This window comes from Thiomicrospira sp. ALE5 (assembly GCF_900112445.1).
GTDB lineage: Bacteria > Pseudomonadota > Gammaproteobacteria > Thiomicrospirales > Thiomicrospiraceae > Thiomicrospira.
Genome location: NZ_FOYY01000004.1, coordinates 146672 through 171641, shown reverse-complemented (window position 1 = coordinate 171641; position 24970 = coordinate 146672). Strand labels below are relative to the sequence as shown.

The 24970-nt window shown below is 45.0% G+C and carries 28 protein-coding genes; 22 read left to right on the top strand and 6 right to left on the bottom strand.

The window, feature by feature from the left end:
* Positions 1–9 precede the first annotated feature (9 nt).
* From BM293_RS07595 to radA, 17 genes are all read left to right on the top strand, one after another.
* On the top strand, positions 10–804 hold the full coding sequence (locus BM293_RS07595) for an ABC transporter ATP-binding protein (protein ID WP_093448137.1): 795 nt from the start codon (positions 10–12) through the stop codon (positions 802–804).
* Positions 797–1573: a lipid asymmetry maintenance ABC transporter permease subunit MlaE gene (gene mlaE, locus BM293_RS07590; protein ID WP_093448135.1), complete on the top strand. Its 777-nt coding sequence runs from the start codon at positions 797–799 to the stop codon at positions 1571–1573. Before BM293_RS07595 ends, mlaE begins: the two co-directional genes overlap by 8 nt.
* Before the next feature lie 13 nt (positions 1574–1586).
* Positions 1587–2057, top strand: coding sequence for an outer membrane lipid asymmetry maintenance protein MlaD (gene mlaD, locus BM293_RS07585; protein WP_093448133.1), 471 nt, complete (start codon positions 1587–1589; stop codon positions 2055–2057).
* Positions 2054–2668, top strand: a complete 615-nt coding sequence (locus BM293_RS07580) for an MlaC/ttg2D family ABC transporter substrate-binding protein (RefSeq protein ID WP_093448132.1) — start codon at positions 2054–2056, stop codon at positions 2666–2668. The genes mlaD and BM293_RS07580 overlap by 4 nt, the downstream gene beginning before the upstream one ends.
* Positions 2669–2959, top strand: coding sequence for an STAS domain-containing protein (locus tag BM293_RS07575; protein WP_234968940.1), 291 nt, complete (start codon positions 2669–2671; stop codon positions 2957–2959). It begins immediately after the preceding gene.
* On the top strand, positions 2956–3888 hold the full coding sequence (locus BM293_RS07570; RefSeq protein WP_093448131.1) for an ABC transporter ATP-binding protein: 933 nt from the start codon (positions 2956–2958) through the stop codon (positions 3886–3888). Before BM293_RS07575 ends, BM293_RS07570 begins: the two co-directional genes overlap by 4 nt.
* Entirely contained in the window at positions 3885–4646 is a 762-nt protein-coding gene (locus BM293_RS07565; RefSeq protein WP_093448129.1) for an ABC transporter permease, read from the top strand. The genes BM293_RS07570 and BM293_RS07565 overlap by 4 nt, the downstream gene beginning before the upstream one ends.
* A gap of 15 nt (positions 4647–4661) precedes the next feature.
* Complete coding sequence (locus BM293_RS07560; protein WP_093448128.1) at positions 4662–4889, top strand: BolA/IbaG family iron-sulfur metabolism protein; 228 nt, start codon at positions 4662–4664, stop codon at positions 4887–4889.
* Positions 4890–6146 (top strand): UDP-N-acetylglucosamine 1-carboxyvinyltransferase, encoded by a 1257-nt coding sequence (murA, locus tag BM293_RS07555; protein ID WP_093448126.1) that lies wholly within the window; start codon positions 4890–4892, stop codon positions 6144–6146.
* A gap of 18 nt (positions 6147–6164) precedes the next feature.
* Positions 6165–6797 carry an ATP phosphoribosyltransferase gene (gene hisG / locus BM293_RS07550; protein ID WP_006460601.1) on the top strand — a complete coding sequence of 211 codons (633 nt, stop codon included), beginning with the start codon at positions 6165–6167 and terminating at the stop codon, positions 6795–6797.
* A 2-nt stretch (positions 6798–6799) separates the two neighbouring features.
* Positions 6800–8107 (top strand): histidinol dehydrogenase, encoded by a 1308-nt coding sequence (gene hisD, locus BM293_RS07545; RefSeq protein WP_093448125.1) that lies wholly within the window; start codon positions 6800–6802, stop codon positions 8105–8107.
* Positions 8073–9218: a histidinol-phosphate transaminase gene (gene hisC, locus BM293_RS07540; RefSeq protein ID WP_093448123.1), complete on the top strand. Its 1146-nt coding sequence runs from the start codon at positions 8073–8075 to the stop codon at positions 9216–9218. Before hisD ends, hisC begins: the two co-directional genes overlap by 35 nt.
* Before the next feature lie 22 nt (positions 9219–9240).
* Positions 9241–9984, top strand: coding sequence for a Nif3-like dinuclear metal center hexameric protein (locus BM293_RS07535; protein WP_093448122.1), 744 nt, complete (start codon positions 9241–9243; stop codon positions 9982–9984).
* A gap of 140 nt (positions 9985–10124) precedes the next feature.
* A complete protein-coding gene (petA, locus tag BM293_RS07530; RefSeq protein WP_093448120.1) occupies positions 10125–10739 on the top strand; it encodes a ubiquinol-cytochrome c reductase iron-sulfur subunit in 615 nt (204 codons plus the stop codon).
* Positions 10739–11983, top strand: coding sequence for a cytochrome b (locus BM293_RS07525; protein ID WP_093448118.1), 1245 nt, complete (start codon positions 10739–10741; stop codon positions 11981–11983). The genes petA and BM293_RS07525 overlap by 1 nt, the downstream gene beginning before the upstream one ends.
* Positions 11980–12654 (top strand): cytochrome c1, encoded by a 675-nt coding sequence (locus BM293_RS07520; protein WP_234968939.1) that lies wholly within the window; start codon positions 11980–11982, stop codon positions 12652–12654. Before BM293_RS07525 ends, BM293_RS07520 begins: the two co-directional genes overlap by 4 nt.
* Before the next feature lie 64 nt (positions 12655–12718).
* Positions 12719–14083, top strand: a complete 1365-nt coding sequence (gene radA / locus BM293_RS07515) for a DNA repair protein RadA (protein WP_093448117.1) — start codon at positions 12719–12721, stop codon at positions 14081–14083.
* Here radA and BM293_RS07510 read toward each other — a convergent pair.
* The 3 genes from BM293_RS07510 to BM293_RS07500 are packed head-to-tail and all read right to left on the bottom strand — an operon-like array spanning position 14080 to position 17045.
* Positions 14080–14892 (bottom strand): inositol monophosphatase family protein, encoded by an 813-nt coding sequence (locus BM293_RS07510; protein ID WP_093448115.1) that lies wholly within the window; start codon positions 14890–14892, stop codon positions 14080–14082. The two genes, radA and BM293_RS07510, sit on opposite strands and share 4 nt — an antisense overlap.
* Before the next feature lie 15 nt (positions 14893–14907).
* Positions 14908–16194, bottom strand: coding sequence for an HlyC/CorC family transporter (locus BM293_RS07505; protein ID WP_093448114.1), 1287 nt, complete (start codon positions 16192–16194; stop codon positions 14908–14910).
* A 56-nt stretch (positions 16195–16250) separates the two neighbouring features.
* The gene (locus tag BM293_RS07500) at positions 16251–17045 is read right to left on the bottom strand and encodes a cytochrome C assembly family protein (RefSeq protein ID WP_093448112.1); all 795 of its coding nucleotides are present in this window, start codon (positions 17043–17045) and stop codon (positions 16251–16253) included.
* 130 nt (positions 17046–17175) lie between these two features.
* Between BM293_RS07500 and ffh the strand changes: the two genes are divergently transcribed.
* The 5 genes from ffh to rplS all read left to right on the top strand — a co-directional run bounded on the left by ffh (position 17176) and on the right by rplS (position 20664).
* Positions 17176–18555 (top strand): signal recognition particle protein, encoded by a 1380-nt coding sequence (ffh, locus tag BM293_RS07495; protein WP_093448110.1) that lies wholly within the window; start codon positions 17176–17178, stop codon positions 18553–18555.
* Between the two features lie 186 nt (positions 18556–18741).
* Entirely contained in the window at positions 18742–18978 is a 237-nt protein-coding gene (gene rpsP, locus BM293_RS07490; RefSeq protein WP_006460587.1) for a 30S ribosomal protein S16, read from the top strand.
* A gap of 16 nt (positions 18979–18994) precedes the next feature.
* Positions 18995–19504: a ribosome maturation factor RimM gene (gene rimM / locus BM293_RS07485; RefSeq protein ID WP_093448109.1), complete on the top strand. Its 510-nt coding sequence runs from the start codon at positions 18995–18997 to the stop codon at positions 19502–19504.
* Positions 19505–19512: 8 nt separating this feature from the next.
* Positions 19513–20199, top strand: coding sequence for a tRNA (guanosine(37)-N1)-methyltransferase TrmD (trmD, locus tag BM293_RS07480; protein WP_093448107.1), 687 nt, complete (start codon positions 19513–19515; stop codon positions 20197–20199).
* Between the two features lie 120 nt (positions 20200–20319).
* Positions 20320–20664 carry a 50S ribosomal protein L19 gene (rplS, locus tag BM293_RS07475; RefSeq protein ID WP_093448106.1) on the top strand — a complete coding sequence of 115 codons (345 nt, stop codon included), beginning with the start codon at positions 20320–20322 and terminating at the stop codon, positions 20662–20664.
* 58 nt (positions 20665–20722) lie between these two features.
* Here the strand turns inward: rplS and BM293_RS07470 are convergent, their stop codons facing one another.
* From BM293_RS07470 to mutS, 3 genes are read right to left on the bottom strand one after another with little or no spacing between them, the layout of a single operon-like run.
* Positions 20723–21244 carry a hypothetical protein gene (locus BM293_RS07470; RefSeq protein WP_093448104.1) on the bottom strand — a complete coding sequence of 174 codons (522 nt, stop codon included), beginning with the start codon at positions 21242–21244 and terminating at the stop codon, positions 20723–20725.
* 52 nt (positions 21245–21296) lie between these two features.
* Positions 21297–22160 carry a thioredoxin gene (gene trxA / locus BM293_RS07465; protein WP_093448103.1) on the bottom strand — a complete coding sequence of 288 codons (864 nt, stop codon included), beginning with the start codon at positions 22158–22160 and terminating at the stop codon, positions 21297–21299.
* A gap of 56 nt (positions 22161–22216) precedes the next feature.
* Positions 22217–24844: a DNA mismatch repair protein MutS gene (mutS, locus tag BM293_RS07460; protein WP_093448102.1), complete on the bottom strand. Its 2628-nt coding sequence runs from the start codon at positions 24842–24844 to the stop codon at positions 22217–22219.
* Positions 24845–24970 lie beyond the last annotated feature (126 nt).

The following is a 24970-nucleotide window of genomic DNA, read 5'->3' as shown; positions in this document are numbered from 1 at the left end:
GAGTAAAACTTGTCAACTCCCATTATAGAAGTCATTAATTTAAGCTTTAGTCGCGGAACGCGAAAAATCTTTCATCAGCTAAGCTTTCGTGTTTATCCCGGAAAGATTACGGCCATAATGGGGCCGAGTGGTACGGGTAAAACGACGCTGTTGAAGCTAATGGTGGGTCAGCTCAAGCCAGATCATGGTCAAGTGTTGTTTTATGGGCAAGATATTCAAACCTTGTCGCGTAGCCAGCTCTATCGGTTACGGCAAAAAATGGGTATGTTGTTTCAGAGTGGCGCGCTGTTAACTGATTTAAGCGTCTATGAAAACGTGGCTTTTCCCTTGCATGAGCACTTTAGCAATCTCGCCCCTGGTTTGATAGAAAAACTGGTTGAGATGAAGCTTGAAGCAGTTGGGTTACGGGGCGCCAAACAGCTCATGCCGGCAGAGCTTTCAGGCGGCATGTCAAGACGCGTTGCCTTGGCGCGCGCAATCATTTTAGATCCAGAAGTTATCTTTTACGACGAACCTTTTGTTGGTCAAGATCCTATTACAATGGGGGTTTTGATAAAGCTTATTAAGTCATTGAATGATCAATTGCATTTAACAAGTGTATTAGTTTCGCACGATGTTGATGAAGTATTATCGATAGCTGATCATGCGTGCGTATTGTCAGAAGGGCGCATTATTGCTGAAGGCTCACCCGCCGAGCTTAAAGCGTCAGATTCTGAATATGTGCAGCAGTTTTTGCAAGGCAGGGCAGATGGTCCGGTTCCATTCCATTATCCGGTTGAACCATGGAGTGTTTCAAATGATTAAAGCCATTGCGAGTCTTGGGCGTTCGAGCTTAATGCTGCTCGCGGGTATTGGGCAGATGGCATTATTTATTTGGCAATTATTGCCATTGGTTCCAGGGGGGATCTGGCGGATCAGGTTGCTAATAAAACAAGTTTATATGGCTGGCGTTTTATCATTGCCTATTATTGTTACAGCGGGTTTATTTGTGGGTATGGTGTTGGGCTTGCAAGGTCATCATATTCTTAAAACATTCAACTCTGAAGAAGCCGTCGGTACCATGACTGCGCTATCGTTGATTCGTGAATTGGGACCAGTCGTGGCGGCACTGTTGTTTGCCGGCCGTGCTGGCTCGGCCTTAACAGCGGAAGTCGGACTCATGCGTTCAACAGAGCAATTTTCAGCATTGGAAATGATGGCCGTTGATCCAATGCGCTATGTGGTAATGCCGCGTGTGTTGGCCTGCATTATTGCATTGCCAATGCTAGCGATGATTTTTATTGCGCTAGGGATTTTTGGCGGCTATGTCGTTACCGTCGGTTGGTTAGGTGTTGATTCGGGTGCGTTTTGGTCTCAGATGAATCAAAATGTAGACTGGCATGCGGATGTCATCAATGGTTTTATTAAGGCGGTAGTGTTTGCAGTGTTGATTGCACTCGTTGCACTCTATCAGGGCTGCTATGCCATTCCGACTTCAGAAGGTGTAAGTCGGGCGACCACACGAACCGTTGTACATGCTTCATTAGGTGTGCTGGGTTTAGACTTTATCTTAACTTCAATAATGTTTACCTGAGAAAGGAATGAGCATGTCAAAACAACTTAAGTTTGAAATAGGTGTCGGTTTATTGGTGCTTATCGCTTTGATATCAACGGTTTTTATTGCGCTTAAAGTAAGTAATTTTAGCGGCTTTCAGGAGCGTTCTTCCTACCAGGTTGATGCACTGTTTTCAAATATAGGTGGCCTAACGGCGCGTGCCCCAGTGAAAGTATCGGGAGTCTTGATTGGGCGTGTAGATCGCATTGAGTTAGATCCAGTGTCATATCGTGCACGTGTTGTGATGGATATTTATAGCGAGTTTGATGACATTCCTATGGATTCTTCCGTATCGATCTTGACCTCTGGTTTATTAGGGAGTCAATATATTGGCTTAGAAGTCGGTGGAGATGATATGGTGTTGCAAGCAGGTGATCGCATTCACTTTACCCAATCAGCACTGGTGTTAGAAAACTTAATTGGACGATTAATGGTTAGTTTGACCGAAGGAGGTCGAGAATGAAGTGGATAACAGCTACTGCGATGGCAGCATTATTAAGTTTTGGGGTGGCCAAAGCTGCAAGTGTTGATCAATCTGATCCTCAGGTTATGATTCAAGGGATGTCAGGTTTAGTTTTAAATGAGCTGAAGGAACGTGCCGAAGAACTGGCACAAGACCCCAAGGCACTAAAAGCGTTTGCTGATGTGAATTTATTGCCCTATGTGGATACCATGCGGATGGCTCGATTTGTTGTGGGGCGTGATTGGCGTACCGCTACGCCACAGCAGCAGCAGGATTTTGTAGAGCAGTTTACACTTTCAGTTATTCAGCAATACTCTAGCAGTCTAATGCGTTTCAATGTGGAAAGTGTTGAAATAGGATCGGCTATCCCAGATGGCCAAGACAGAGTTATTGTGCAAACACGTGTTAAGCAAACAAATGGCAGTAATTTTGATATCGCGTATCGTGTTCACAAGGAAGCAAATAGTGGTAACTGGGTCATTTATGATGTATTGGCGGAAAATATTAGTTTATTACTGAGTTTACGCCAGACCTATAGTGCAGATATTGAGCGTCGCGGACTGCAAGCTGTTATTGATGGCATGAGAGAACGTAATGCGGGGTTTTATTAAGTGGCTTTGCAGTGGCAGCTTGCTGATCAATGCTTAACTCTTGAGGGCAGTTTTACTTTGGCGGCAATTCACCAGCAGCCTAAAATCCAGACCTGGTTTAAGGCGAAGCAATATCCCTTTAACCGTATCGATCTAACGGGCATTGATCAGCTTGATAGCGCGGGTTTAGCCTGTTTGGTCTGTTGGTTGGAAGGGTCTAGTGACTTAAAGTTAATTGGGCTGCCGTCAACAGCAAAAGAATTAGCCCAATTGTATAATCTACAGCAACCACTTAATCAGGCGTGTGCATGAACGCAATCGAGTTTATCGGGCTAACTAAATACTATAAGTCTTTAAAAGCGCTAGACCATATTAGTTTTAATGTCGAGCAAGGGCAGTTTTTTGGACTGCTTGGTCCCAATGGCGCGGGTAAATCAACGCTCATCAATATTATGGCTGGTTTAGTTAGGGCAACAAGTGGTCATGTAAAGGTCATGGGGCACGATGTTGTAACTGAATCCGTTTCGGCACGTCGAGCACTCGGGTTAGTACCGCAAGAGTTAATCGCTGATCCATTTTTTAATATCCGTCAATTGTTAACCCTGCAGTCAGGCTATTTTGGTTTGCGGGGCGCCAAGCAGCAGGCCTGGATTGATGAATTGTTGGCGAGATTGTCCTTAACCGATAAGGCGGGAGTAGACACCCAGCAACTATCAGGTGGCATGAAGCGACGGGTACTTATTGCAATGGCATTGGTGCATCGTCCACAAGTGATTGTGCTAGACGAGCCTACTGCGGGAGTGGATGTCGATTTACGTCGAACGCTATGGCAATTTGCTAAAGAACTGCACCAACAAGGTCATACTATCATTTTGACAACCCATTATTTGGAAGAGGCGGAGAGCCTGTGTGATAGCGTAGGCATCATGCAAAAAGGCCAATTAATTGCACTGGAAAAAACCCAGGATCTAATTGCAAGACACCCTTATCGACACCTTCAGCTAGAGCTTGAACAGCCGGCTGAGTTAGCAGGCCTGCTACAGCAAGCCGATTTTGCTGCGGATGTATTTGAGGTGCAGGGCTTGTCACCGGTCAAGTTTAAGATTAAGTTGGCAAAATCGATTACTACCGCACAATTATTGGCTTGGGCACAGCAGCAGGGTGTGGCATTGGCGGATATACGCTTGCAAGATGCAAAATTAGAAGATGTGTTTTTAAATATCACGGAGTCAACGTCTTGAATTATTATGGCTCATGGACATTCTTTGTCAAAGAGGTTCGCCGCTTTTATTCGGTAGCCGTGCAAACCATTTTTGCGCCAATTGTATCGACCTTGTTGTTTTTACTGATCTTTGGCACAGTGATCGAGACTAAAATTTTAGAATTTGGCAATATCAGCTATAGCCAGTTTTTAATACCAGGCCTGGTCATGATGGCTATCTTGCAGAATGCCTTTTCCAATTCCTCTTCAAGTATTATTCAATCAAAAATCTATGGCAATTTAAGCTTTGTTTTGCTAAGTCCACTTACCGCTTTAGATTTATATGTGGCATTTGTAGCCGCAGCGGTTGTGCGCGGATTAGCCGTTGGCGTCGGGGTGTTGCTGGTAGGTTGGATGGGCTATGACTTGCAGATACATTATGCCGGATGGATTTTATTATTTGCTGTACTTAGCGCGGCGGTTGTCGGTGGGCTGGGCTTAATTGCTGGCATAGTGGCCGAAAAGTATGATCATTTAGCGGCATTTCAAAACTTTATAATCATGCCGCTCACTTTCCTAAGTGGCGTTTTCTACTCTATTTATTCGTTGCCTAGCTTTTGGCAGTTTATGTCAATGTTTAATCCATTTTTCTATATGGTGGATGGCTTTCGTTATGGTTTCTACGGTGTTTCAGACGTATCAGTAGGCCTTAGTTTGGTTATAACGCTTGTTTTTTTGGTATTGGTGAGCGCAATAAATTTAGTTTTGTTGCATAAAGGCGTTAAAATACGCCATTAAAAAAAGGAAAGCGTAATGTCTCCAGAAAAAATTCAGCAAATGATTCATGAAGTATTACCTGGCAGTCAGGTAACCATGTCGGGCGCCGATTGTAATTTCTCGGTGGAAGTTAAAGCTACCCAGTTTAAAGGATTAGCGCCCATCAAGCGCCATAGAATGGTTAACGAGATTTTTAAAGGTCAGTTTGAATCGGGTGAGTTGCATGCGCTGTCCATTAAAACTAGTGTGCTTGAGTCTAATTAGATGGAGAAGTTGCTGATAAAAGGGGGCGCTAAACTCCAAGGCGAAGTTGAAATATCGGGATCTAAAAATGCCGCTTTGCCAATATTAATGGGTTGCATCTTGGCTAAGACGCCGGTAACGCTGTCTAATATTCCGCATTTAAAAGATGTTACAACGAGCTTGCAGTTGTTAGCCACCCTGGGCGGTGAAGTTTTGATTGATGAGCGCATGAATATTACTATTAATGCTAGTCAGTTGAGGGATTTTACAGCGCCTTTTTCTTTGGTGAAAACAATGCGCGCATCCATTCTTGTGATGGGGCCCTTGTTAGCACGTTTCGGTGAGGCACGAGTTGCTTTGCCTGGAGGTTGTGCAATAGGAACAAGACCTGTTGACATTCATATTAGAGGTTTTGAGGCGATGGGCGCTAAGGTGTCCATTGCAGATGGATTTATCCATGCCAAAGCTACTCGACTTCAAGGCGCCGACATTACTATGGATAAAGTAACGGTGACGGGTACTGAGAATCTGCTGATGGGAGCGGTGCTTGCAAAAGGTACTACGCATCTGCGTAATGCGGCCTGTGAGCCAGAAGTAACCGATCTGGCCATTTTCCTAACCAAAATGGGCGCTAAAATTACCGGTATTGGCACCGAACATCTGGTAATTGAGGGTGTTGATGAGTTGAACGGGGTTGATTACCGTGTCATTCCTGACCGTATTGAAGCTGGCACTTATTTAGCTGCAGCAGCCGTGACGGGGTCTGCCGTTACCGTAACCAGTGTTGAGCCCAGCCATCTAAAATCTGTGCTGGTAAAGTTCACAGAGGCTGGGTGTGATGTTCAAGTAGAGGATCGTAAAATTCATCTTGATTGTCGTGATCGTCAATTAAAGTCAGTTGTAATTGAAACGCAACCTTACCCGGGCTTCCCAACGGATATGCAGGCGCAGTTTTTAGTGATGAATGTTTTGGCTACGGGGCCAGGGTCGATACAAGAAACCATTTTCGAAAACCGGTTTATGCATGTTAATGAGCTTGCCAAGATGGGAGCGCATATTGAAGTGAATGATAATTTTGCTCTGACGGCAGGCTCTGACAAATTACACGGTAGTAGGGTTATGGCAACCGATCTGCGTGCATCAGCCTGTTTGATTTTAGCTGCTTTGGTGGCCGAAGGTGAAACCTTTGTCGAGCACATTTATCATATTGATCGTGGTTATGAATTAATTGAAGAAAAGTTTCACCGTTTAGGCGCGAATATTCAACGCCTGAGCTAATAATTTACTGAGAAAGCTATGTCAAATCAACTTACGATTGCCCTATCAAAAGGGCGCATTTTTAAAGATACCTTGCCATTGTTAAAGGCAGCGGGTATCGAACCTTTGGACGATCCGGATACAAGCCGAAAATTGATTTTGGAAACGACTCAGCCTAATGTTCGCTTATTAGTCGTGAGAACCACGGATGCACCCACCTATGTTTCTTACGGCGCTGCTGATCTAGGAGTGGCGGGTAAAGACGTGTTAATGGAAGCACCCAGTGATAATCTGTACGAGCTACTTGATTTACAGATTGCTAAATGTCGCTTAATGGTGGCCGGTCCTGTTGAAGAACGTCCGCATGGTCATCGTTTAAAAATAGCGACTAAATATGTCAATTCAGCTCGGGCCTATTATGCCGCACAGGGCCAGCAAGTTGATCTAATTAAGCTTTACGGTTCAATGGAATTGGCGCCTCTGATTGGCTTAGCAGATCGTATTGTGGATTTAGTTGACACCGGTAATACCTTAAAAGCAAATCACCTCAAACCGTTGGAGCACATTGCTGACATTAGTTCACGCTTAATTGTGAATCAACATGCTTACAAAACAAAATATCAGCAAATTCAGCAAATAATTGAAAAATTCAATACAGTAATAGGTAAATAATCATGAGCACGCTAGCCATCCGACGTTTTGATGCGAACGAAGCAGATTTTAATACCAAAATGGACCAAATCCTGGCATGGGAAAGTGTGTCCGATGATCGTGTAAACCAGGTTGTTAAAGAAGTGGTGATGGATGTCCGCCAGCGCGGTAACCAAGCCTTAATGGATTACACTGCAAAATTTGACCAGTTGACCTTAACTGATCAGGCGCACTTAGAAATTCCGCAAGCGCGTTTGCAGCAAGCCCTGACTGGCTTACCTACTGAACAACGTGAAGCACTCCAATTGTCAGCAAAACGGGTTGAAGCTTATCATTTACGTCAAAAATCGGACTCATGGAGTTATGAAGAAGCTGATGGCACGATGCTAGGTCAGCAGGTAACGCCATTAGATCGTGTTGGCTTGTACGTACCAGGCGGTAAGGCGGCTTATCCTTCGTCGGTGGTGATGAATGCGGTACCGGCGAAAGTCGCAGGCGTAAAAGAACTGATTATGGTAGTGCCTACGCCTCGGGGTGAGGTCAATGAATTAGTTTTAGCTGCTGCGGCAATATGTGGTGTTGATCGCGTGTTCTGCGTTGGTGGCGCGCAAGCGGTTGCGGCACTAGCCTATGGAACTGAAACCATTCCAGCGGTGGATAAAATTGTGGGACCAGGCAATATTTATGTCGCGACAGCGAAACGGATGGTGTTTGGTACGGTCGGGATTGACATGATTGCTGGCCCCTCAGAAATTCTGGTGGTGTGTGATGGTGAAACCGATCCTGATTGGATTGCAATGGACTTGTTTTCCCAAGCAGAGCACGATGAAGATGCCCAATCAATTCTAGTGACACCAGATGCGGCTTTTGCCGATAAGGTGGTTGCGAGCATGACGCGTTTAGTAGATACCATGCCTAGAAAAGATATTATTCGCACGGCATTAGAAAGCCGTGGTGCGGTCATTACGGTTAAGGATATGGAGCAGGCGATCGAGATGATTAACCTGATTGCGCCTGAGCATTTAGAGTTATCTGTTGCAGATCCCAAAGCGATGCTGCCTAAAATCCGTCATGCGGGTGCTATTTTTATGGGGCGTTACACGGCTGAAGCCTTGGGTGATTATTGTGCCGGGCCTAACCACGTATTACCGACTTCTCGTACCGCGCGATTTTCTTCACCTTTAGGCGTGTATGATTTTCAGAAGCGTTCAAGTTTGATTATGTGTTCACCTGACGGGGCGGATACCCTGGGGCGTACTGCCGCAATTCTGGCGGATGGTGAAGGCTTGCAAGCCCATGCTGCGTCTGCCCGTTATCGGTTGCGCAAATAATATGACCGCTCAGTTTAGCTCGGTCGATCAGGCGGTTGCACAGTTAGTACGCCCAGAAATTCAGGCGTTGCATGCTTATCATGTTCCGCCAAGCGCGAAAATGGTGAAACTTGATGCCATGGAAAACCCCTATGACTGGCCGCCGTTGTTGCGCCAGGCCTGGTTGGATAAGCTGGCAGAGTTGAGTCTGAACCGCTACCCTGACCCGGGTGCGACTGAGCTACATAACGCGCTCCATCAGCATTTGGGTTTAGCCGCTGAAACAGGATTACTGTTCGGTAATGGCTCTGATGAGTTGATTCAGTTGATCATTATGGCCGTTAATCAACCGGGTGCGAAAGTGATGTCAATTGCACCGACATTTGTGATGTATGACATGATTGCACGGTTTTTGGGTGCAGACTATTGTTCGGTGGCATTGAATGACGATTTCGAATTAGATGTCGATGCCTTTATTGAGGCCATGACGCAACAGCAACCGGCTTTGGTGTTTATTGCTTACCCCAATAACCCAACCGGTAATGCACTAGCTCGACAGGATTTAATTCGAATTATTGAAGCCGCACCAGGCCTGGTCGTGGTGGATGAAGCCTATCACGCCTTCGCAGAAGATAGTTTTATTTTCGATACCGTGCGCTATCCACACCTTTTAGTGATGCGCACCTTTTCTAAAGTAGGACTAGCGGGATTACGTTTAGGCTATCTTGTAGGGCCGAAGGCCTGGATTGAGCAGGTGGATAAGCTACGTTTGCCCTACAACATCAATACCATGACGCAAGCAAGCGCGTTAGTTGCGCTTTCGCATTGGTCTATTTTAGCTGAGCAGGCGCAACAGATTTGTGATGATCGTATCCAATTGAGTCAAGCCTTGGCCGCACTACCTGGGGTTAAAGTCTATCCTACCGCTGCCAATTTTATTGTAGTTCGGTTATGTGATGCCAGTCCAAGTGCCACTGAGGTTTTTGATGGTTTAAAGGCAGCCGGTATTTTAATTAAAAACTTGAGTTCACAAGGCGGTGTGTTAGCAAATTGTTTGCGCATTACTGTCGGGTCGCCAACCGAAAATGACCAGCTTTTAGAGGCTTTAAGTGGGTTGCTAGGTTCAAATTGATCCATTGCAAGGAGCGTTTGATATGATTGCACGACAAACCCTATTGGATTATTTAGCTGATTATCTGGCTATCGATAAATTTAAAGACTATGCCCCAAATGGGCTTCAGGTTGAAGGCACTGGTGAGTTAAAAAAAATTATCACGGGTGTAACAGCGTCAGAAGCGCTTATTGATTATGCAATTGCCCATCAGGCAGATGCGATTATTGTTCATCACGGTTATTTTTGGCGCAATGAAGCGCCAGAAGTTTGTGGCATGAAGCGAAATAGGCTCAAAAAGCTACTTATGCATGATATCAACTTAATCGCTTATCATTTGCCGTTAGATGCTCACCCTGTTATGGGTAATAACGCCGTGCTGGGGGCTCAAATAGGCTTAAAAGACATTACGCCAGAGGAAGGTCTGTTGCGTTTGGGTTGCTTGGCCAGTCCAGTGTCAATTGAGCAGTTTAAACAAAGTATTAATGCCTTGTTAAATCGTCAATTACTTCATCTTCCAGGTGGTCCAGAGCAGATAGAAAAGGTAGCCTGGTGCACTGGCGGGGCGCAGAACATGATTGATCAGGCGTGTGCCTGGGGCGCAGATGTTTTTATCAGCGGCGAAGTCTCTGAGCAGACATTTCACAGTGCCGCAGAGGGTAAAATACATTATTTTGCTGCTGGTCATCATGCTACAGAGACCTGGGGTGTGAAGGCTTTAGCTGAGCATATAAGGGAAAAATTTTTAATGGATTGCATATTTGTTGATTTACCAAACCCCGTTTAAGCTTTAAAAACAACAGTTTAAACATTTTTTATTTAGAGGATAGAGCCTGTTAATTAGGCTATAAAGATTTATTTATACAACTATTTCAACTGCTTAGGTAGAATAGCTGTTCAATTTTGAGCCATGAGGAAGTCATGACTATGTCTGAAACGAAAGTAATTGAAACACCCAACCTAAAACGTCGCCAAGTGTTGGCCGGTGCAACAGGTGTAGTTGGTGCCGTTGGCGCGGCGTTTGTTGCCGTTCCTTTTGTAGGTTATTGGAAACCAAGTGAACGCGCTCAAGCTGCGGGGGCACCCGCCAACGCAGATGTAAGTCAAATGCAGCCAGGGCAAATGATCACGGTGAATTGGCGTGGTATGCCAGTTTGGGTGGTTAGAAGAACGCCAGCGATGTTGGAACAATTAACCGAGTTAGACGATGTTGTGCGTGATCCAATGTCTAATAACTCGGTACAACCTGACTATGCTAAAAACCTAACAAGATCAATAAAGCCAGAATATCTTGTTGTAGTTGGCATTTGTACACACCTAGGTTGTTCTCCGCTATATCGTCCTGCACCGAATTCACCGGATATGGCTGCAGGTTGGCGAGGTGGTTTTTTCTGTCCATGTCATGGTTCAAGTTTTGACCTTGCGGGACGTGTATTTAGATCTGTTCCAGCACCCTCAAACCTAGATGTTCCTATCCATAGCTATCTATCAGAAACCGTCATAAGAATCGGTGAAGAAGTCGAAGAAGGAGACCTAGCATAATGTCAGAATTACAAACGACTAAAACAAATGAGCCGGGTGGTTTATTAAAGTGGGTTGATGATCGCTACCCACTGATTGATACATGGAATAAACATGTTGCTCAGTACTACGCGCCTAAAAATTTCAATTTTTGGTATTTTTTTGGTTCATTTGCGCTATTAACACTGGTCATTATGATTGTCTCTGGCATTTGGCTGACAATGAGCTATAAGCCAGATGCGGAACTTGCCTTCAACTCCGTTGAATACATTATGCGTGATGTGGAGTGGGGTTGGTTGATTCGCTACATTCATACTACAGGCGCCTCGGCTTTCTTTATTGTTATTTATCTTCATATGACTCGTGCATTGCTATATGGTTCATACAAAGAGCCGCGTGAGTTGGTGTGGTTGATCGGTATGTTGATCTTTGTCGTATTAATGGCTGAAGCTTTTTTCGGTTACATGTTACCTTGGGGTCAGATGTCTTACTGGGGTGCTCAAGTAATCATTGGCTTGTTCTCAACAATACCTTTTGTTGGACCAGAACTTGCGGTATGGATTCGTGGTGATTTCATCATTTCTGATGCAACACTCAACCGTTTCTTTGCGCTGCATGTTATTGCGTTGCCATTAGTGTTAGTCATTCTAGTATTCATGCATATTGTTGCACTTCATAAAGTGGGTTCGAATAACCCTGATGGTATCGATATCAAAAAGCATAAAGATGAAAATGGTGTTCCATTAGACGGTATTGCCTTCCATCCGTACTACACTGTAAAAGACTCGTTTGGCGCTGTCTTATTTTTGATATTCTTTGCGGTCATCGTGTTTTATGCGCCTGACGGTGGTGGCCATTTCATCGAAGCACCAAACTTTGAACCAGCGGATCCGTTGAAAACCCCTGACCATATTGCACCTGTTTGGTATTTCACACCCTTCTATGCCATTTTAAGAGCGGTACCAGAACCCTTCTTGGGCGTAGTGGCTATGGGTCTTTCAATTGCTGTTTTATTCGCAATGCCTTGGCTGGATCGTTGTAAGGTACGCTCTATCCGTTATCGTGGTAATTCTTATAAAATTCTGCTAGCAATATTGTTTATTAGCTTTATTGTTTTGGGCGTATTAGGTGCGTTACCTTCAACACCTTTGTACACAAAGCTTGCACAGGTGTTTACAATCTTGTATTTTGCTTTCTTTATTATATTGCCATTTACCTCGGCGCATGAAAAAACTAAGCCAGTACCAGAGAGGGTAACAGCATGATAAAAAAGTCGATTAGAAATTGGGCGCTAGTTAGTTTAACCCTAATGTTTGGCGCAACACTTAATGTCCACGCCGCGGGTGGCTACAATATTGAGTTTGAAAGAGTGAATAATGATGTTCGTGATAAAGAGTCATTACAGCGTGGTGCAGTACATTTCGTTAATTACTGTATGGCGTGTCACTCTGCAGAGCTAAATCGCTATAACCGTGTCGCGCGAGATTTGGGCTGGACGGATGATGAAGTCATTGCCAAACTCACCTACAATACTCTAACGCCAGTAGATATGATGGTTACCACGATGGAGCCAGGTGTATCTGAGGATCTGTTTGGTATCCAAGCGCCTGACTTGTCATTAATGTCACGTCTTAAAGGGAATGATTACATCTACACCTTTATCCGTGGCTATTATCAACAAGAAGATGGTAGTTGGAATAACTCAGTGCTTGAAGGTACATCTATGCCAAATGTTTTAGAGGGTGTCAGACGTCATTCTACAGAGGCAGAGTTTGACCAATTCACTACAGATTTAGTCAACTTTATGGACTATATTGGCGAGCCATCTAAAGTCCAGCGGTGGGATTTAGGTTGGAAGGTTATTGCTTTCCTATTAGTTCTACTACTGCTTACCTATTTACTCAAAAAAGAGTATTGGCGAGATATAAAAAAATAACCATCGATTTTAGTTATAAAATTAACCCGCTTCGGCGGGTTTTTTTGTTTAAGGAGTATACTAAATGGCCAAGCCTAAACTGGAATATGTGTGTACTGAGTGTGGTTCGATCCAGCCAAAGTGGCAGGGACAGTGTCCTGATTGTGGGGAGTGGAATAGCCTAGTTGAGCGATTAGCTGCAAACAAGGTCACAAAAAAAATGACGGCTAAAGGCTACAGTGGTACACAAGCATCAACGATAGTGGCAGCAAACGAGGTTGATCTAACAACCATACCTCGTCTGACTTCAACGCTAACCGAACTTGATCGGGTTCTTGGCGGTGGTATTGTCAATGGTTCCGTTATTTTATTAGGGGGGGATCCCGGTGTTGGTAAGTCCTCTTTGCTTATCCAAGTGCTAGCACAGATTTCTGGGCAGCATAGTGTGCTTTATGTATCAGGTGAAGAGTCACTCTCACAGATTGTAATGCGGGGGCAGCGTATGAATTTGCCTTTAGATAATATGAAGTTTCTTGCCGAAACTGAAGTTGAACGTATTACTGAATTAGCCATTTCGGCAAGTCCGAAGGTAATGGTCATTGACTCCATCCAAACGATGCAGTTGGCCGAGTTAGGCGCAGCGGCCGGTGGTGTCAGCCAGGTAAGGGAATCAGCAGCTTATCTAACCCGATTTGCCAAGCAAAATAATATTGCCATTTTCCTAGTGGGGCATGTGACTAAAACCGGTGAGGTGGCCGGCCCGCGGGTACTAGAGCATATTGTTGATTCAGTATTGTTTTTAGAAGGAGAGTCCGATAGTAGATTTAGAACTTTGCGTGCCATCAAAAATCGTTTTGGAGCCGTGAATGAATTAGGTGTGTTTGCAATGACTGACATGGGTTTAAAGCAGATAAAAAATCCGTCAGCTATTTTTTTATCGCGCCGTGCCGAGCCTTCTCCTGGTTCTGTTGTAACGGTGATTTGGGAGGGTTCTAGACCCTTGTTAGTGGAATTGCAAGCCTTGGTTGCGGAATCACCCTTTGGGCAGCCTCGGCGCGTCAGTGTCGGTATTGATGGCAATCGCATCGCGATGTTATTGGCGGTATTGCAGCGACATGGTGGTATCCAAGCGGCGGATCAGGATGTCTATATTAATGTTGTGGGCGGCATAAAAGTGACTGAGACGAGTAGTGATCTAGCCTTGCTACTAGCCATCCTGTCAAGTTTACGTAATCGTGTGTTCGATGGTTCGTGGTTAGTCTTTGGGGAGGTGGGGCTATCTGGTGAAATTCGTCCGGTGCCGAGTGGTCAAGAACGAATTATGGAAGCGGCTAAGCACGGGTTTAAGCGTGCCATCGTACCCAAAGCCAACCTGCCTAAGCCTTTGCCCCAAAATATTGAGGTGATCGGTGTGGACAGCTTAACTGAAGCGCTGGCCGCAATTGACTAGATGTTTTGTAGATACGTTTGCCACTGCTTAAATAATTCTGGGGTGGTAGCTGCCACGGCTGAGCGTTTAGTTAGACTAGGTATAAAAACCTGTTCAGCGGCCAGTGTGGCACTTTGGCCGCCTGCTTCAAGTAAAATTAGCCAGCCTGCGGCATAATCCCACAAGCTTTGACTGCCATGCAAATAGACTTCACCACGTCCGGCAGCAATCCAGCACCAATCAAGTGCAACCGAACCAAAGCTACGCTGTGATGCATAAGGTGGCTCGGTAGCAAGTTTAGTGGCCACCTTATTTTCTAAGCGTTTAAAATCGATGATACCTACCGCTTTATCAAGCTGATGGATTTGACAATTTGTATGGTGGAGTGGTTGTTCATTACAGAAGGCGCCCTGACCAATACGGGCGTGAAAGAGTTCATCGCGAGCCGGGTCATAGACTAGACCGGCTACTACCTGGCCTTCGATGACAAGTGCTAATGAAAGAGAGTATACATCAATACCATGAGCGAAATTAGTCGTGCCATCAACAGGATCCAGTACCCAGCAGCCTAAGGGTGACTTCAGTGCGTTCTGTTGGCTTTTTAGTTCGGATTCTTCCCCTAAAAAAGCAAATTGTGGCCAGTTTTGAGCTAAATAAGATTTAATCGCCGTTTGTGTTGCCGTATCTGCCTCGGTTAATAGGCTGCCATCTTGCTTATGACTTGCGTTGACACGTTGGAAGCGTTGTTGAATTTCTTGCTGGCCAAAATGACGCACTTGACGCTGTAAATCCAACCAAGCCTGGTCATGACAAAATGGGTGGTCTGACATAGTGGTATTCCTGTCTTATTCGACTTTTTCTTTAAGAGGGTCAATGATGGATAATTTGATCTGCTCAATGGTATTTTGCGATACATCGAGTACCTCAAGGCAGTAATTGTCAAAACGAATGCAAGTGCCGCTATTCGGAAGCGTTTCTAACTGCTCTTGAATTAAGCCATTCAATGTTTTCGGGCCGTTGGTGGGTAAGTTTAAAAAGTAGGTTTTATTTAGGTCGCGGATAAACTCAGTGGCATTAACAGTCATTGAACCATCAGCATGAATAGCAATGTTTTCAACATCTTTTGCTCTTGCATCGGTTGAAAGTTTACCAACAATTTCTTCTAAGAGGTCTTCGACAGTCAATAACCCTTGTAATTCACCATACTCATCAACAATAAGTGCCATACGTCGTTTGTTTTTATTAAAGTTACCAAGCTGCGTGTTTAAGCTGGTGGTCTCTGGTACAAAATAAGCAGGGCGTGCGAGTTTAACAATATCTTTTAGGCTGATGTCATTGCGTATTAATGTAGGTAGTGCACGTCTTAGATTTAGAATCCCTACTAGGTCGTCATCCAGTGAGCCTCGGTATAATGGAATACGTGTATAAGAAGATTTTTGAAGGTCTTGTAAAAAGTCCTCAAAAGGCTGTTCTACATCTACCCCATAGATCTCTTGTTTAGGGATCATAACATCTTCTACGGTGACACTTTCTAAACGCAAAATGCTACTTAACATTTCACGGTAGTGTTGTGGCAACTGGCCGGTTGCTTCGTCAATCAATGTTTGCAGTTCTTCCTGGCTTAGCGAATGATCCTGTTTGGTTTTGCGCACCTCCACTTTAAACAGCTTTAAAAATCCATTAGCCACTAGGTTAACAAACCATACGATGGGCCAGAGCACCTTAAGTAATGGTGTTAAGATAAACGAAGCGGGGTAAGCAATTTTTTCTGGATAAAGTGCAGCGACCGTTTTAGGTGCCACTTCGGCAAAGATCAAAATAACCAATGTGAGCAGGCCTGCTGCAATTGCAATGCCGGGCTCGCCCATAAGACGGAGTGCAATGATGGTGGCAATAGATGAAGCAAAAATGTTTACAAAATTATTACCCAGCAAAATCACGCCTAACAGGCGATCTGGTTGCGATAATAACTTTTCTACACGTATTGCACTTTTGTGACCGTTGTTAGCTTGGTGTTTTAAGCGGTAACGGTTCAAGGCCATCATACTGGTTTCAGAACTGGAAAATAGTGCCGATAAGATGATTAGAATAATGAGAGTAAGAAAAAGGGCAATGAGCGGGATATCGTCCAAGAGCGTGCCTAACCTGATTTAAACAGAGTTTATTATAACGTTTTTCATTCTGGTTGCTAGTGTTGAATAGCCATCAAGATAAGTTGCGTACCTATAAAGCTAATGAGTAAAAAGATATAGGCGCCCAGTGTAAATTTTGCAGCCGTTTGTCCACGCCATCCAAAACGAAAACGACCTACTAAGAAGTAAGCATAGGTGAACCAAGCCAGTAGTGAGAAGAAGGTTTTATGTGCTAAATGCTGATCAAAAAAGTTTTCAATAAAATAGGCACCACTCGCAATGCCGAAACTCAGCACAATGAAGCCAGTTAAAACAAGCTGGATAAGTGTTTTCTCCATGACCTGCAAAGGAGGGAGCGCTTGAATGAGTTGTGTTAGCTTGCGCTGTTGAAAACGCCGCTCTTGAATAGAAAATAAAATGGCTTGTGCTGCAGCCAAACCAAGCAAGCTGTAGGCAAAAACTGAAATGATGATATGAGAACCTAGTGCATAACTAATCGTGTTAGTGCTGTCAAATACATAAGGCATAAAGGTCACAATGGCGGCCAGTGGGAAAATGAAAATACCCAGGGTTTCTGTAGGCTTGTTAAGACTGATGATTAATAATGAAAATACCCCTATCCAGCCAACTAAAGATAAAGCATTGCCAAAACTAAATAGCATCAATTCTTGGGTGAATAAATTGAGTGTTAGGCTCATGGTGTGCAGCACGAGTCCCATAGAAGCAGCAATCAAAATTGGCAGTCGTCTAGACACGCCTTTGGGTAGGCGTTTGCGAACGCAGCGACTCAGGTAGTAGCTGCTTAGCAAATACATGGCACTGGCCATAATGGCTGTCATGAGGCTAATCATAAAAGTGATGCAGTCCTTTAATCTATTTCTAACAAACTTAATAAACTATAATAACTAACTTTACACAAATTACCGAATTCGCGCATAAAATTATTGCGTTATTTTACGATAGGACGATAAGTGGGGTGTTATGTTTGATAATTTATCGGATCGATTAGCCAAAACCTTTAAAGCCATCAAGGGTCAGGGGCGTCTAACCGAAGCCAATATAAAAGATGCATTACGCGATGTTAGGCGCGCATTGTTAGAAGCGGATGTCGCTTTACCCGTTACTAAGTCCTTTATAGCGCGAGTGCAGGACCGTGCGCTCGGACAAGAAGTGTCTAGTGCACTGAATCCGGGGCAGGCCTTCATTAAGATTGTTCGTGAGCAGTTAACGGAAACCATGGGTCAGCAAGTCGAGCCACTGAGTTTTAAAGTGGAGCCGCCCGCGGTCATTATGATGGCAGGTCTGCAGGGGGCGGGTAAAACGACGACGGCTGCAAAACTGGCTAAATGGTTAACTGAGAGAGAGAAGAAAAAAGTGATGCTGGTGTCAGCAGACGTATATCGACCAGCGGCTATTAAACAGCTTGAAACACTTGCGCAACAAATTGATGTTAAGTTCTCACCGTCAACTGCAAACGAAGATCCGGTGGCCATTGTTGAACGAGCGCGTATGGAAGCGCGCAAACAGTTTGCTGATGTTTTAATCGTGGATACGGCAGGTCGTATGCATGTAGATGATGCCATGATGGCTGAGATTAAAGCCTTACATCAAGCGGTTAAACCGATTGAAACCTTATTTGTTGTTGATGCTATGACCGGTCAAGATGCGGCCAATACGGCTAAAGCCTTCCATGATGCGTTGCCACTAACAGGGGTCGTATTAACCAAGGCTGACGGTGATGCGCGTGGTGGCGCAGCCTTATCAATCCGTGAGATAACGGGTAAGCCGATTAAATTTATTGGTATGGGGGAGAAGGTTGATGGTCTTGAGCCTTTCCATCCTGACCGCATGGCCGGTCGTATTTTGGGCATGGGAGATGTATTAAGTTTAATTGAAGAAGCTGAGACAAAAATTGATCAAAAGCAAGCGCAAGCATTCGCCAATAAACTTCAAAAATCTGGCCAGTTTGATTTAGAAGATTTTCGCCAACAGTTGCAGCAGATTCAAAATATGGGCGGTATCGGCGGCCTAATGGGCAAGTTACCCGGCATGGGGCAAGTCAAAAATCAGTTGCAAGAGGGCGTAGCTGAAAAAGAATTTAAACGATTGGAAGCGATTATCAACTCCATGACACCCCAAGAGCGTGCGCATCCAGCTTTACTAAAGGGTTCTCGTAAAAAGCGTATTGCGGCCGGTTCAGGTATGCAGGTACAGGATGTTAACAAGCTGCTCAAACAGTTTGAGCAGATGCAAAAAATGATGAAAAAAATGTCAAAAGGCGGCATGAAAAATATGATGCGCGGTATGGCTGGTAAGCTGCCACCAGGCCTAGGTAAGGGGTTTGGGGGTATGCCTAGGTAGGCTTTAAAAATTGGTTAATTAAATCATTAGGTTATATTGCTATTTTCGGGTATAATCCGCGACTTCAATTATGAAGCCGTTGGTGAGGTAATTGATCAAAGGTTTAGCATGTCGCTAGACTAGTTAGACAGAAGAATTTGTTGGTAGGGTTTCCTGTCATCGCCTGATTAATCTAAGGAGAAATAGATGGTCGTCATTCGTTTAGCCCGTGGTGGCTCTAAAAAACGCCCTTTCTACAAAATGGTTGTAGCAAATGGCAGCAATAGTCCAACTGGACGTTTCATTGAACAAGTAGGTTTCTTTAACCCAACTGCGCGTGGTAACGAAGAGCGTCTTCGTGTTGATCAGGCGAGAATTGATCACTGGGTAGCACAAGGTGCGCAAATGAGTGATCGCGTTAAGTCTTTAGTTAAAAGCGCTTAACGGATAACGGTTGACGATGGAAAACAAGCCGTTAATCGTTGGCCGTATTAATGGCGTCTTTGGCGTCAAGGGTTGGGTAAAAGTATTTTCATTTACCGACCCAATTGGCAATATTGTGAGTTACCAGCCCTGGCAAGTTAAAACGGCGCAAGGGTGGCAAGCCATGAAAGTGTGTGAGTCGCAAGCACCGCAAGGTGGCAAAGCGATTACCGTTCACCTTGAAGGTATTAATACCCGTGAGCAAGCACGCGATTTAATGGGTGCGGATATCGCAATTTTCCGTGATCAACTGCCTGATGATCAAACCGGTTTTTATTGGCACGATTTGGTAGGGATGACGGTTGAAAATCGCGATGGGCATTGTTTAGGTCAAATTAAGGAGCTTGTTGAAACCGGTGCGCATGATGTCATGCGAGTCAGTGGAGAGCAAACCTATTTGATTCCGTTTGTGATGGATGTATATGTCTTATCGGTTGATTTTGAGCAGAAGATAATTCTGGTCGATTGGCCGCTAGAGCAAGACTAGGGTAAGTTGTGCTGAGATTTGATGTCATCAGTATCTTTGGTGAAATGTTTACTGCGTTGACTGCGCAAGGCATTAGCGCCAAAGCCCTAGAGAAAGGTTTGTATAAATTAGCTGTTTGGAATCCGCGCGATTTTACTCATGACAAGCATCGAACGATTGATGACCGTCCGTATGGCGGTGGACCCGGCATGCTTATGATGTATGAACCTTTGCGAGATACATTTAAAGCCATTAACCAGCAGCAGCCTGAACAACCCAGCCACACCATCTATTTGTCGCCGCAAGGTAAACCCTTAACGCAACAACGGGTGGTTGAATTAGCGACCTTCCCACGGATTACTTTGTTGTGTGGTCGTTATGAAGGTGTGGATGAGCGGGTTATTGAGAATTTCGTTGATGAAGAAATTGCAATAGGTGATTTTGTGGTCAGCGGAGGCGAGTTACCTGCCATGATGCTAATGGATGCAATAATTCGTTTACAGCCAGGTGCGTTAGGTCATCAAGATTCTGCCCGGCAGGATTCATTTAGTGACGGGTTGTTAGATTGCCCACACTATACACGACCTGAAGTTATAGATGGTAAAGCGGTGCCACCTGTTTTAATGAGTGGTAACCATGCCCATATTGTCAAGTGGCGCCAACAACAGCAGTGGCAACGTACGCAAGCACGTCGCCCAGATTTATTAAAGAATTAAACAATTTGGACGTAACCTCTGATGTTGCTGAGTAGCGTGACTATTCAGCGTAACAGCATTATGTTGCGATAAAGTAACCATGACTTGTTAGTGGTCATGATTCCCTTGGAGAAAATTAAGATGAGCGATATCATCAAGCGTATTGAAGCAGAACAAATGACCAAAGAAGTCCCCGCGTTTGCACCGGGTGATACTGTTGTTGTTCAGGTTAAAGTTAAAGAAGGTAGCAACGAGCGTTTACAGGCTTATGAAGGTGTGGTTATCGCAAGACGTAACCGTGGCTTAAACTCTGCGTTTACTGTCCGTAAAATTTCACACGGGGTAGGTGTTGAGCGTACTTTCCAAACCTACAGCCCGCTTGTAGATAGTATTCAAGTGAAACGTCGTGGTGATGTACGTCGCGCTAAACTTTATTATCTACGTAACTTGTCTGGTAAGGCTGCGCGTATCAAAGAAAAGCTGTAATGCTTTTGCAATAAAAAAAACCGCCGAATGGCGGTTTTTTTTGGTGATGCCTTTGCTCTTAACGCGTTCTAGGGGCAACGGGTGGAGGCGCGACTTCAGGAGCGTCTTGTCTTAGAGATGGCGGTAATTCACCTTCTATACGTTCATGAACCTCCATCACCATACCGCTTTGGGTGACAATATACTCGTCGTCATAGACATGAACGACCTTGAACACCATTGGACGAATTTGAACGCCATCCTCGAAAATAGGTTCACCTTTGGTCATATACATGCCACAAAGCGATGATCCGACTACAACCTTACCTTCAGACATCATTTCATAATCTCGATGACTTAATAAACCAAGCGTGTCAACTCGGTCATAAAAACGTTGTTGTTCTTCAGGGGTTTGTTGATGGTAATAGCGGCAAAGTAACACTGGGCGCACTGTAGAAAGGTCTTCAGGTGCTTGAAAAGTTTCAGCTTTGGACTCGGTTTTAACGGCCTCATTCGCCATAACGGGTGTGGCTAATGAAAAGGCCAACGCACCTGTTGCGACCAAGCCTGTTAGTGCTAACCATGATTTTTTTAGTTGCATAGCAAAATACCTATTTTTTAAACCGGGGGAATGTTAACAAAAAATGATGCGTTTAAAAAAGGAAGCTTTGCAATTTACGCCGATATGTTTTTACTAAATCGGGATGACTGGCTTTAAGGGCATCAAAAATAATTAATAAACTGCTTTTAGCGATACCATTTTGGTAATCACGGTCGACCATCATAAGCTTTAACAACGCTTGCATTGCCTTCTCGTATTCATTGTGCAGCATTAAAATACTTGCAAAGCCCAACAGCGCGGCTGGATCGCTAGCATTGTCGCGCAGTGTCTGCTGAATGGTTTGAATATCGTCAGCCTCCGCCGCCAAGTTAGCAAAATGGAGCAGGCCTGCTATCGTTTTGCCTTCAGCACTTTCCCTAGCGTCATTGGGCAATGCATTAAAAAGCTCGGCAGCCTGTTCAAATTGGCGCGTGCTAAGGTATATCTTAATAAGATCAAGGTGGATGCTGTGATTATTCGGGTCTAGTTCAGCCGCTTGTTGTAGCAGGGCAATGGCTTGCTCGGTTTGACCTGCTTGCTGGGCCTGTTGTGCTTGCCCTCGTAAGGCATCAGAGGGGCGACTAATATGTTGATCAAGTAGGGCTTTGAAAGCGGATGCGGGTTGGCCGCCTGTCAATTCTGCAACGACTTCTCCCGCTTTGATGAGCTTGAAAGTGGGTACCGATCGCACAGCGAATTGATTGGCAAGTTGTTCATTATCATCAATGTTTACCTTGGCCAACAAAAATAGCCCAGCATAGTCTTTGGCCAATTGTTCCAAAATGGGCATTACGGCCTTACAGGGACCACACCAGGGCGCCCAAAAATCGACCAATACCGGCAGCTGATGCGAATTGTCTAGCACGACTTGTTGAAAATTCTGTTCATTAACGTCTGCAATGAGTGGGTTTGCCATCTTAATTATTATCCTCTTGATGTTGGGTTAGCGCAGGGTTATTAGCGCTTAATTAACTAGCGTTTGTTTACTTGGGATTGCCATTGATACAGCAATTCAAGCGCTTGTTTCGGAGTTAATTGGTCAGGATCTAAATCCGTTATAGCCTGTATTATGGGGTCAGGTTCGGGGTTATTAAAGAGGTCAAATTGAACCTGTTGCTCGTTGGTTTGTACTACCAGGCCTGATTGTGGTTCAGCTGCTGTGGTGGTCGCTAGGTTAGCACTCGGTTTTAGGGCGCTCATATCGCGTTGTTCTAATTCATTAAGCCTCATTTTCGCTTGGTTGATGACGGCGGAGGGCACCCCCGCTAAGGCCGCCACTTGTAAGCCGTAGCTTTGTGATGCTGGACCAGGTTTGACTTGGTGTAAAAATACAATGCTATCTTGGTGCTCGATGGCTGTTAGATGCATATTGACCGTATTATCAAACTGTTCGGCAAGGCTCGTGAGCTCAAAGTAATGGGTAGCAAATAAACAAAAGCCTTTTACATGGGTTGCTAAATAGTCCCCAATAGACCAAGCCAGCGCCAAGCCATCAAAGGTTGAGGTGCCACGACCCACTTCATCCATCAAAATTAACGATTCGGCACTCGCATGGCGCAGAATATGCGCTGTTTCGGTCATCTCTACCATAAAGGTAGAGCGCCCTGATGTCAGATCATCTGATGCGCCAATGCGGGTGAAAATACGATCTATTGGGCCAAAGCAGGCCTGCTTAGCCGGTACAAAACAGCCCATGTGCGCCATAATCGTAATAATGGCGGTTTGGCGCATATAAGTCGATTTACCGCCCATGTTAGGGCCGGTAATGATATGTAAGCGGCGGCGGTCGTCAAACTCGGCATCATTGGCAATAAAAGGATCGTGCGATAAGGCTTCAACTGTGGGGTGGCGACCTTGCTCAATCAGCAGGCCTGGTTGATCTTGAAAGGTTGGACGAGCATAGTTTCGTGCTAAGGCTTGTGTTGCAAAATTGGCCAACACATCGAGCGCGGCCAGCGCATGAACGGTTTGTTGCAAAGGGATGAGTTGCGCTTGAATTTTAGTCAGCAATTGTTCATAGAGCGCCTGTTCCCGTGCTTGTGCCTTGTCGTCGGCACTTAAAATCTGGGTTTCAAAGTTTTTCAGTTCGGCGGTAATGTAGCGCTCTGCATTTTTGAGCGTTTGGCGGCGCGTGTAATCCAATGGCACTTGATCACTGTACTGCTTGCTTAGTTCAATATAATAACCCTGCACACGATTAAAGCCGATTTTTAAACTCGTTAAACCTGTTCGTTCACGTTCACGTTTTTCCAAGTCGGTTAAATAATCACCGGCTTGGGTTTTGAGCGCTAATAATTGATCGAGTTCTGGGTCATAGCCGGTTTTGAATACACCGCCTTCTCGTAACAGCAGGGGTGGTTGCTCAACAATCGCCCGGGCGAGTTCATCCGCTAAGGTCTCAAATGAATTGATTTGTGCGCTTAACCAGTGGACTTCCTCCCACTGACTCGCCCACTCTAGCAGGCCTGGTAATGCCGCCAGACCACGTCCTAATTGGCTTAAATCTCTGGGTCTTGCGCTGCCCAGTGCAACCCGACTTATAATTCGTTCTAAGTCGCCAATGGGTTTAAGGTGCGCTTGCAGCTGGCTATGTTGCTGATTCATCACCAGACAATCGACCACACTTAAACGTTGCAAAATCTGTTCACGACGGCGTAAAGGTTGGCGTAACCAACGGCGCAACAATCGGCTACCCATCGGGGTTTGGCAGTGATCAAGTAAATGAAACAAAGTGTGATGCTGAAATCCCTGTTGATGGGTATCTAATTCAAGGTTGCGGCGGGTAATCGCATCAAGGATCAGATAGTCATCGGTATGATAGCTTTGCAGACTGGTGACTTGATGCAGCGGTTGTTGCAGCATCGCCTGGGCATAGTAAAGCAGTGCGGCGGCAGCAGTGGTCTTGACCGGCGCCTGCTCGCAGCCAAAAGGACTTAAGTCACGGGTTTTAAAATGGTCGAGTAATACCCGTTTGGCCGCAGTGTCTTGACTTAGCCAGTCAGGTAAGCGTTGGGTGCGCACTTTACTCGCAGGGTCGGGATGATCGCAGGATTCGGCCAGAATGAGTTCAGCAGGGTTGAGACGGTGTAGTTCATTGAGTGCTGCATTCAGCTGGTCAAATTCAGTTACCTCAAAGCGCCCACTGGCCACATCTAGCCAGCTAATGCCAATTTTGTGCGCGCTTTGTGTCCAAGCTACTAATAGATTATCTTGGCGAGCTTCAAGCAGGCTATCCTCGGTTAGGGTGCCGGGTGTTAAGACCCTAACCACTTTGCGTTCAACCGGTCCTTTTTTATTAACATCCCCGACTTGCTCACAAATAGCGACCGACTCACCCAGCTTAATTAACTTGGCTAAATAGCCTTCAGCGCTGTGATGGGGAATGCCTGCCATTGGAATGGGTTTGCCAGCAGATTGACCGCGCTGGGTAAGGGTAATGTCTAGCAGGCCGGCGGCTTTGACCGCATCGTCATAAAACAATTCATAAAAATCGCCCATACGATAAAACACCAGCTGCTCGGAGTATTCTGCTTTTATGGTCAGATATTGTTGCATCATGGGCGTGTGTGTTAATGGTGAAGCAGGGTTTTTTGAGGTCATGAGTCAGCAAAAATATTGTTGAATAGATAAACCTATCATTCTAACAAAAACGCATCGGCTAGATTTGCTAAACGAAACATAGCAAAGTTTTGCTAAACTAAAGATTGATTGGGCGTCTTTTAAGAA

What these genes read in the sequence shown, in the direction of transcription:
- mlaE (WP_093448135.1), top strand. Translation starts at nt 797, where the DNA reads ATGATTAAAGCCATTGCGAGTCTTGGGCGTTCGAGCTTAATGCTGCTC.
- mlaD (WP_093448133.1), top strand. Translation starts at nt 1,587, where the DNA reads ATGTCAAAACAACTTAAGTTTGAAATAGGTGTCGGTTTATTGGTGCTT.
- BM293_RS07580 (WP_093448132.1), top strand. Translation starts at nt 2,054, where the DNA reads ATGAAGTGGATAACAGCTACTGCGATGGCAGCATTATTAAGTTTTGGG.
- BM293_RS07570 (WP_093448131.1), top strand. Translation starts at nt 2,956, where the DNA reads ATGAACGCAATCGAGTTTATCGGGCTAACTAAATACTATAAGTCTTTA.
- BM293_RS07560 (WP_093448128.1), top strand. Translation starts at nt 4,662, where the DNA reads ATGTCTCCAGAAAAAATTCAGCAAATGATTCATGAAGTATTACCTGGC.
- murA (WP_093448126.1), top strand. Translation starts at nt 4,890, where the DNA reads ATGGAGAAGTTGCTGATAAAAGGGGGCGCTAAACTCCAAGGCGAAGTT.
- hisG (WP_006460601.1), top strand. Translation starts at nt 6,165, where the DNA reads ATGTCAAATCAACTTACGATTGCCCTATCAAAAGGGCGCATTTTTAAA.
- hisD (WP_093448125.1), top strand. Translation starts at nt 6,800, where the DNA reads ATGAGCACGCTAGCCATCCGACGTTTTGATGCGAACGAAGCAGATTTT.
- hisC (WP_093448123.1), top strand. Translation starts at nt 8,073, where the DNA reads ATGCTGCGTCTGCCCGTTATCGGTTGCGCAAATAATATGACCGCTCAG.
- BM293_RS07535 (WP_093448122.1), top strand. Translation starts at nt 9,241, where the DNA reads ATGATTGCACGACAAACCCTATTGGATTATTTAGCTGATTATCTGGCT.
- petA (WP_093448120.1), top strand. Translation starts at nt 10,125, where the DNA reads ATGTCTGAAACGAAAGTAATTGAAACACCCAACCTAAAACGTCGCCAA.
- BM293_RS07525 (WP_093448118.1), top strand. Translation starts at nt 10,739, where the DNA reads ATGTCAGAATTACAAACGACTAAAACAAATGAGCCGGGTGGTTTATTA.
- BM293_RS07520 (WP_234968939.1), top strand. Translation starts at nt 11,980, where the DNA reads ATGATAAAAAAGTCGATTAGAAATTGGGCGCTAGTTAGTTTAACCCTA.
- radA (WP_093448117.1), top strand. Translation starts at nt 12,719, where the DNA reads ATGGCCAAGCCTAAACTGGAATATGTGTGTACTGAGTGTGGTTCGATC.
- BM293_RS07510 (WP_093448115.1), bottom strand. Translation starts at nt 14,892, where the DNA reads ATGTCAGACCACCCATTTTGTCATGACCAGGCTTGGTTGGATTTACAG.
- BM293_RS07500 (WP_093448112.1), bottom strand. Translation starts at nt 17,045, where the DNA reads ATGATTAGCCTCATGACAGCCATTATGGCCAGTGCCATGTATTTGCTA.
- ffh (WP_093448110.1), top strand. Translation starts at nt 17,176, where the DNA reads ATGTTTGATAATTTATCGGATCGATTAGCCAAAACCTTTAAAGCCATC.
- rpsP (WP_006460587.1), top strand. Translation starts at nt 18,742, where the DNA reads ATGGTCGTCATTCGTTTAGCCCGTGGTGGCTCTAAAAAACGCCCTTTC.
- rimM (WP_093448109.1), top strand. Translation starts at nt 18,995, where the DNA reads ATGGAAAACAAGCCGTTAATCGTTGGCCGTATTAATGGCGTCTTTGGC.
- rplS (WP_093448106.1), top strand. Translation starts at nt 20,320, where the DNA reads ATGAGCGATATCATCAAGCGTATTGAAGCAGAACAAATGACCAAAGAA.
- BM293_RS07470 (WP_093448104.1), bottom strand. Translation starts at nt 21,244, where the DNA reads ATGCAACTAAAAAAATCATGGTTAGCACTAACAGGCTTGGTCGCAACA.
- trxA (WP_093448103.1), bottom strand. Translation starts at nt 22,160, where the DNA reads ATGGCAAACCCACTCATTGCAGACGTTAATGAACAGAATTTTCAACAA.
- mutS (WP_093448102.1), bottom strand. Translation starts at nt 24,844, where the DNA reads ATGACCTCAAAAAACCCTGCTTCACCATTAACACACACGCCCATGATG.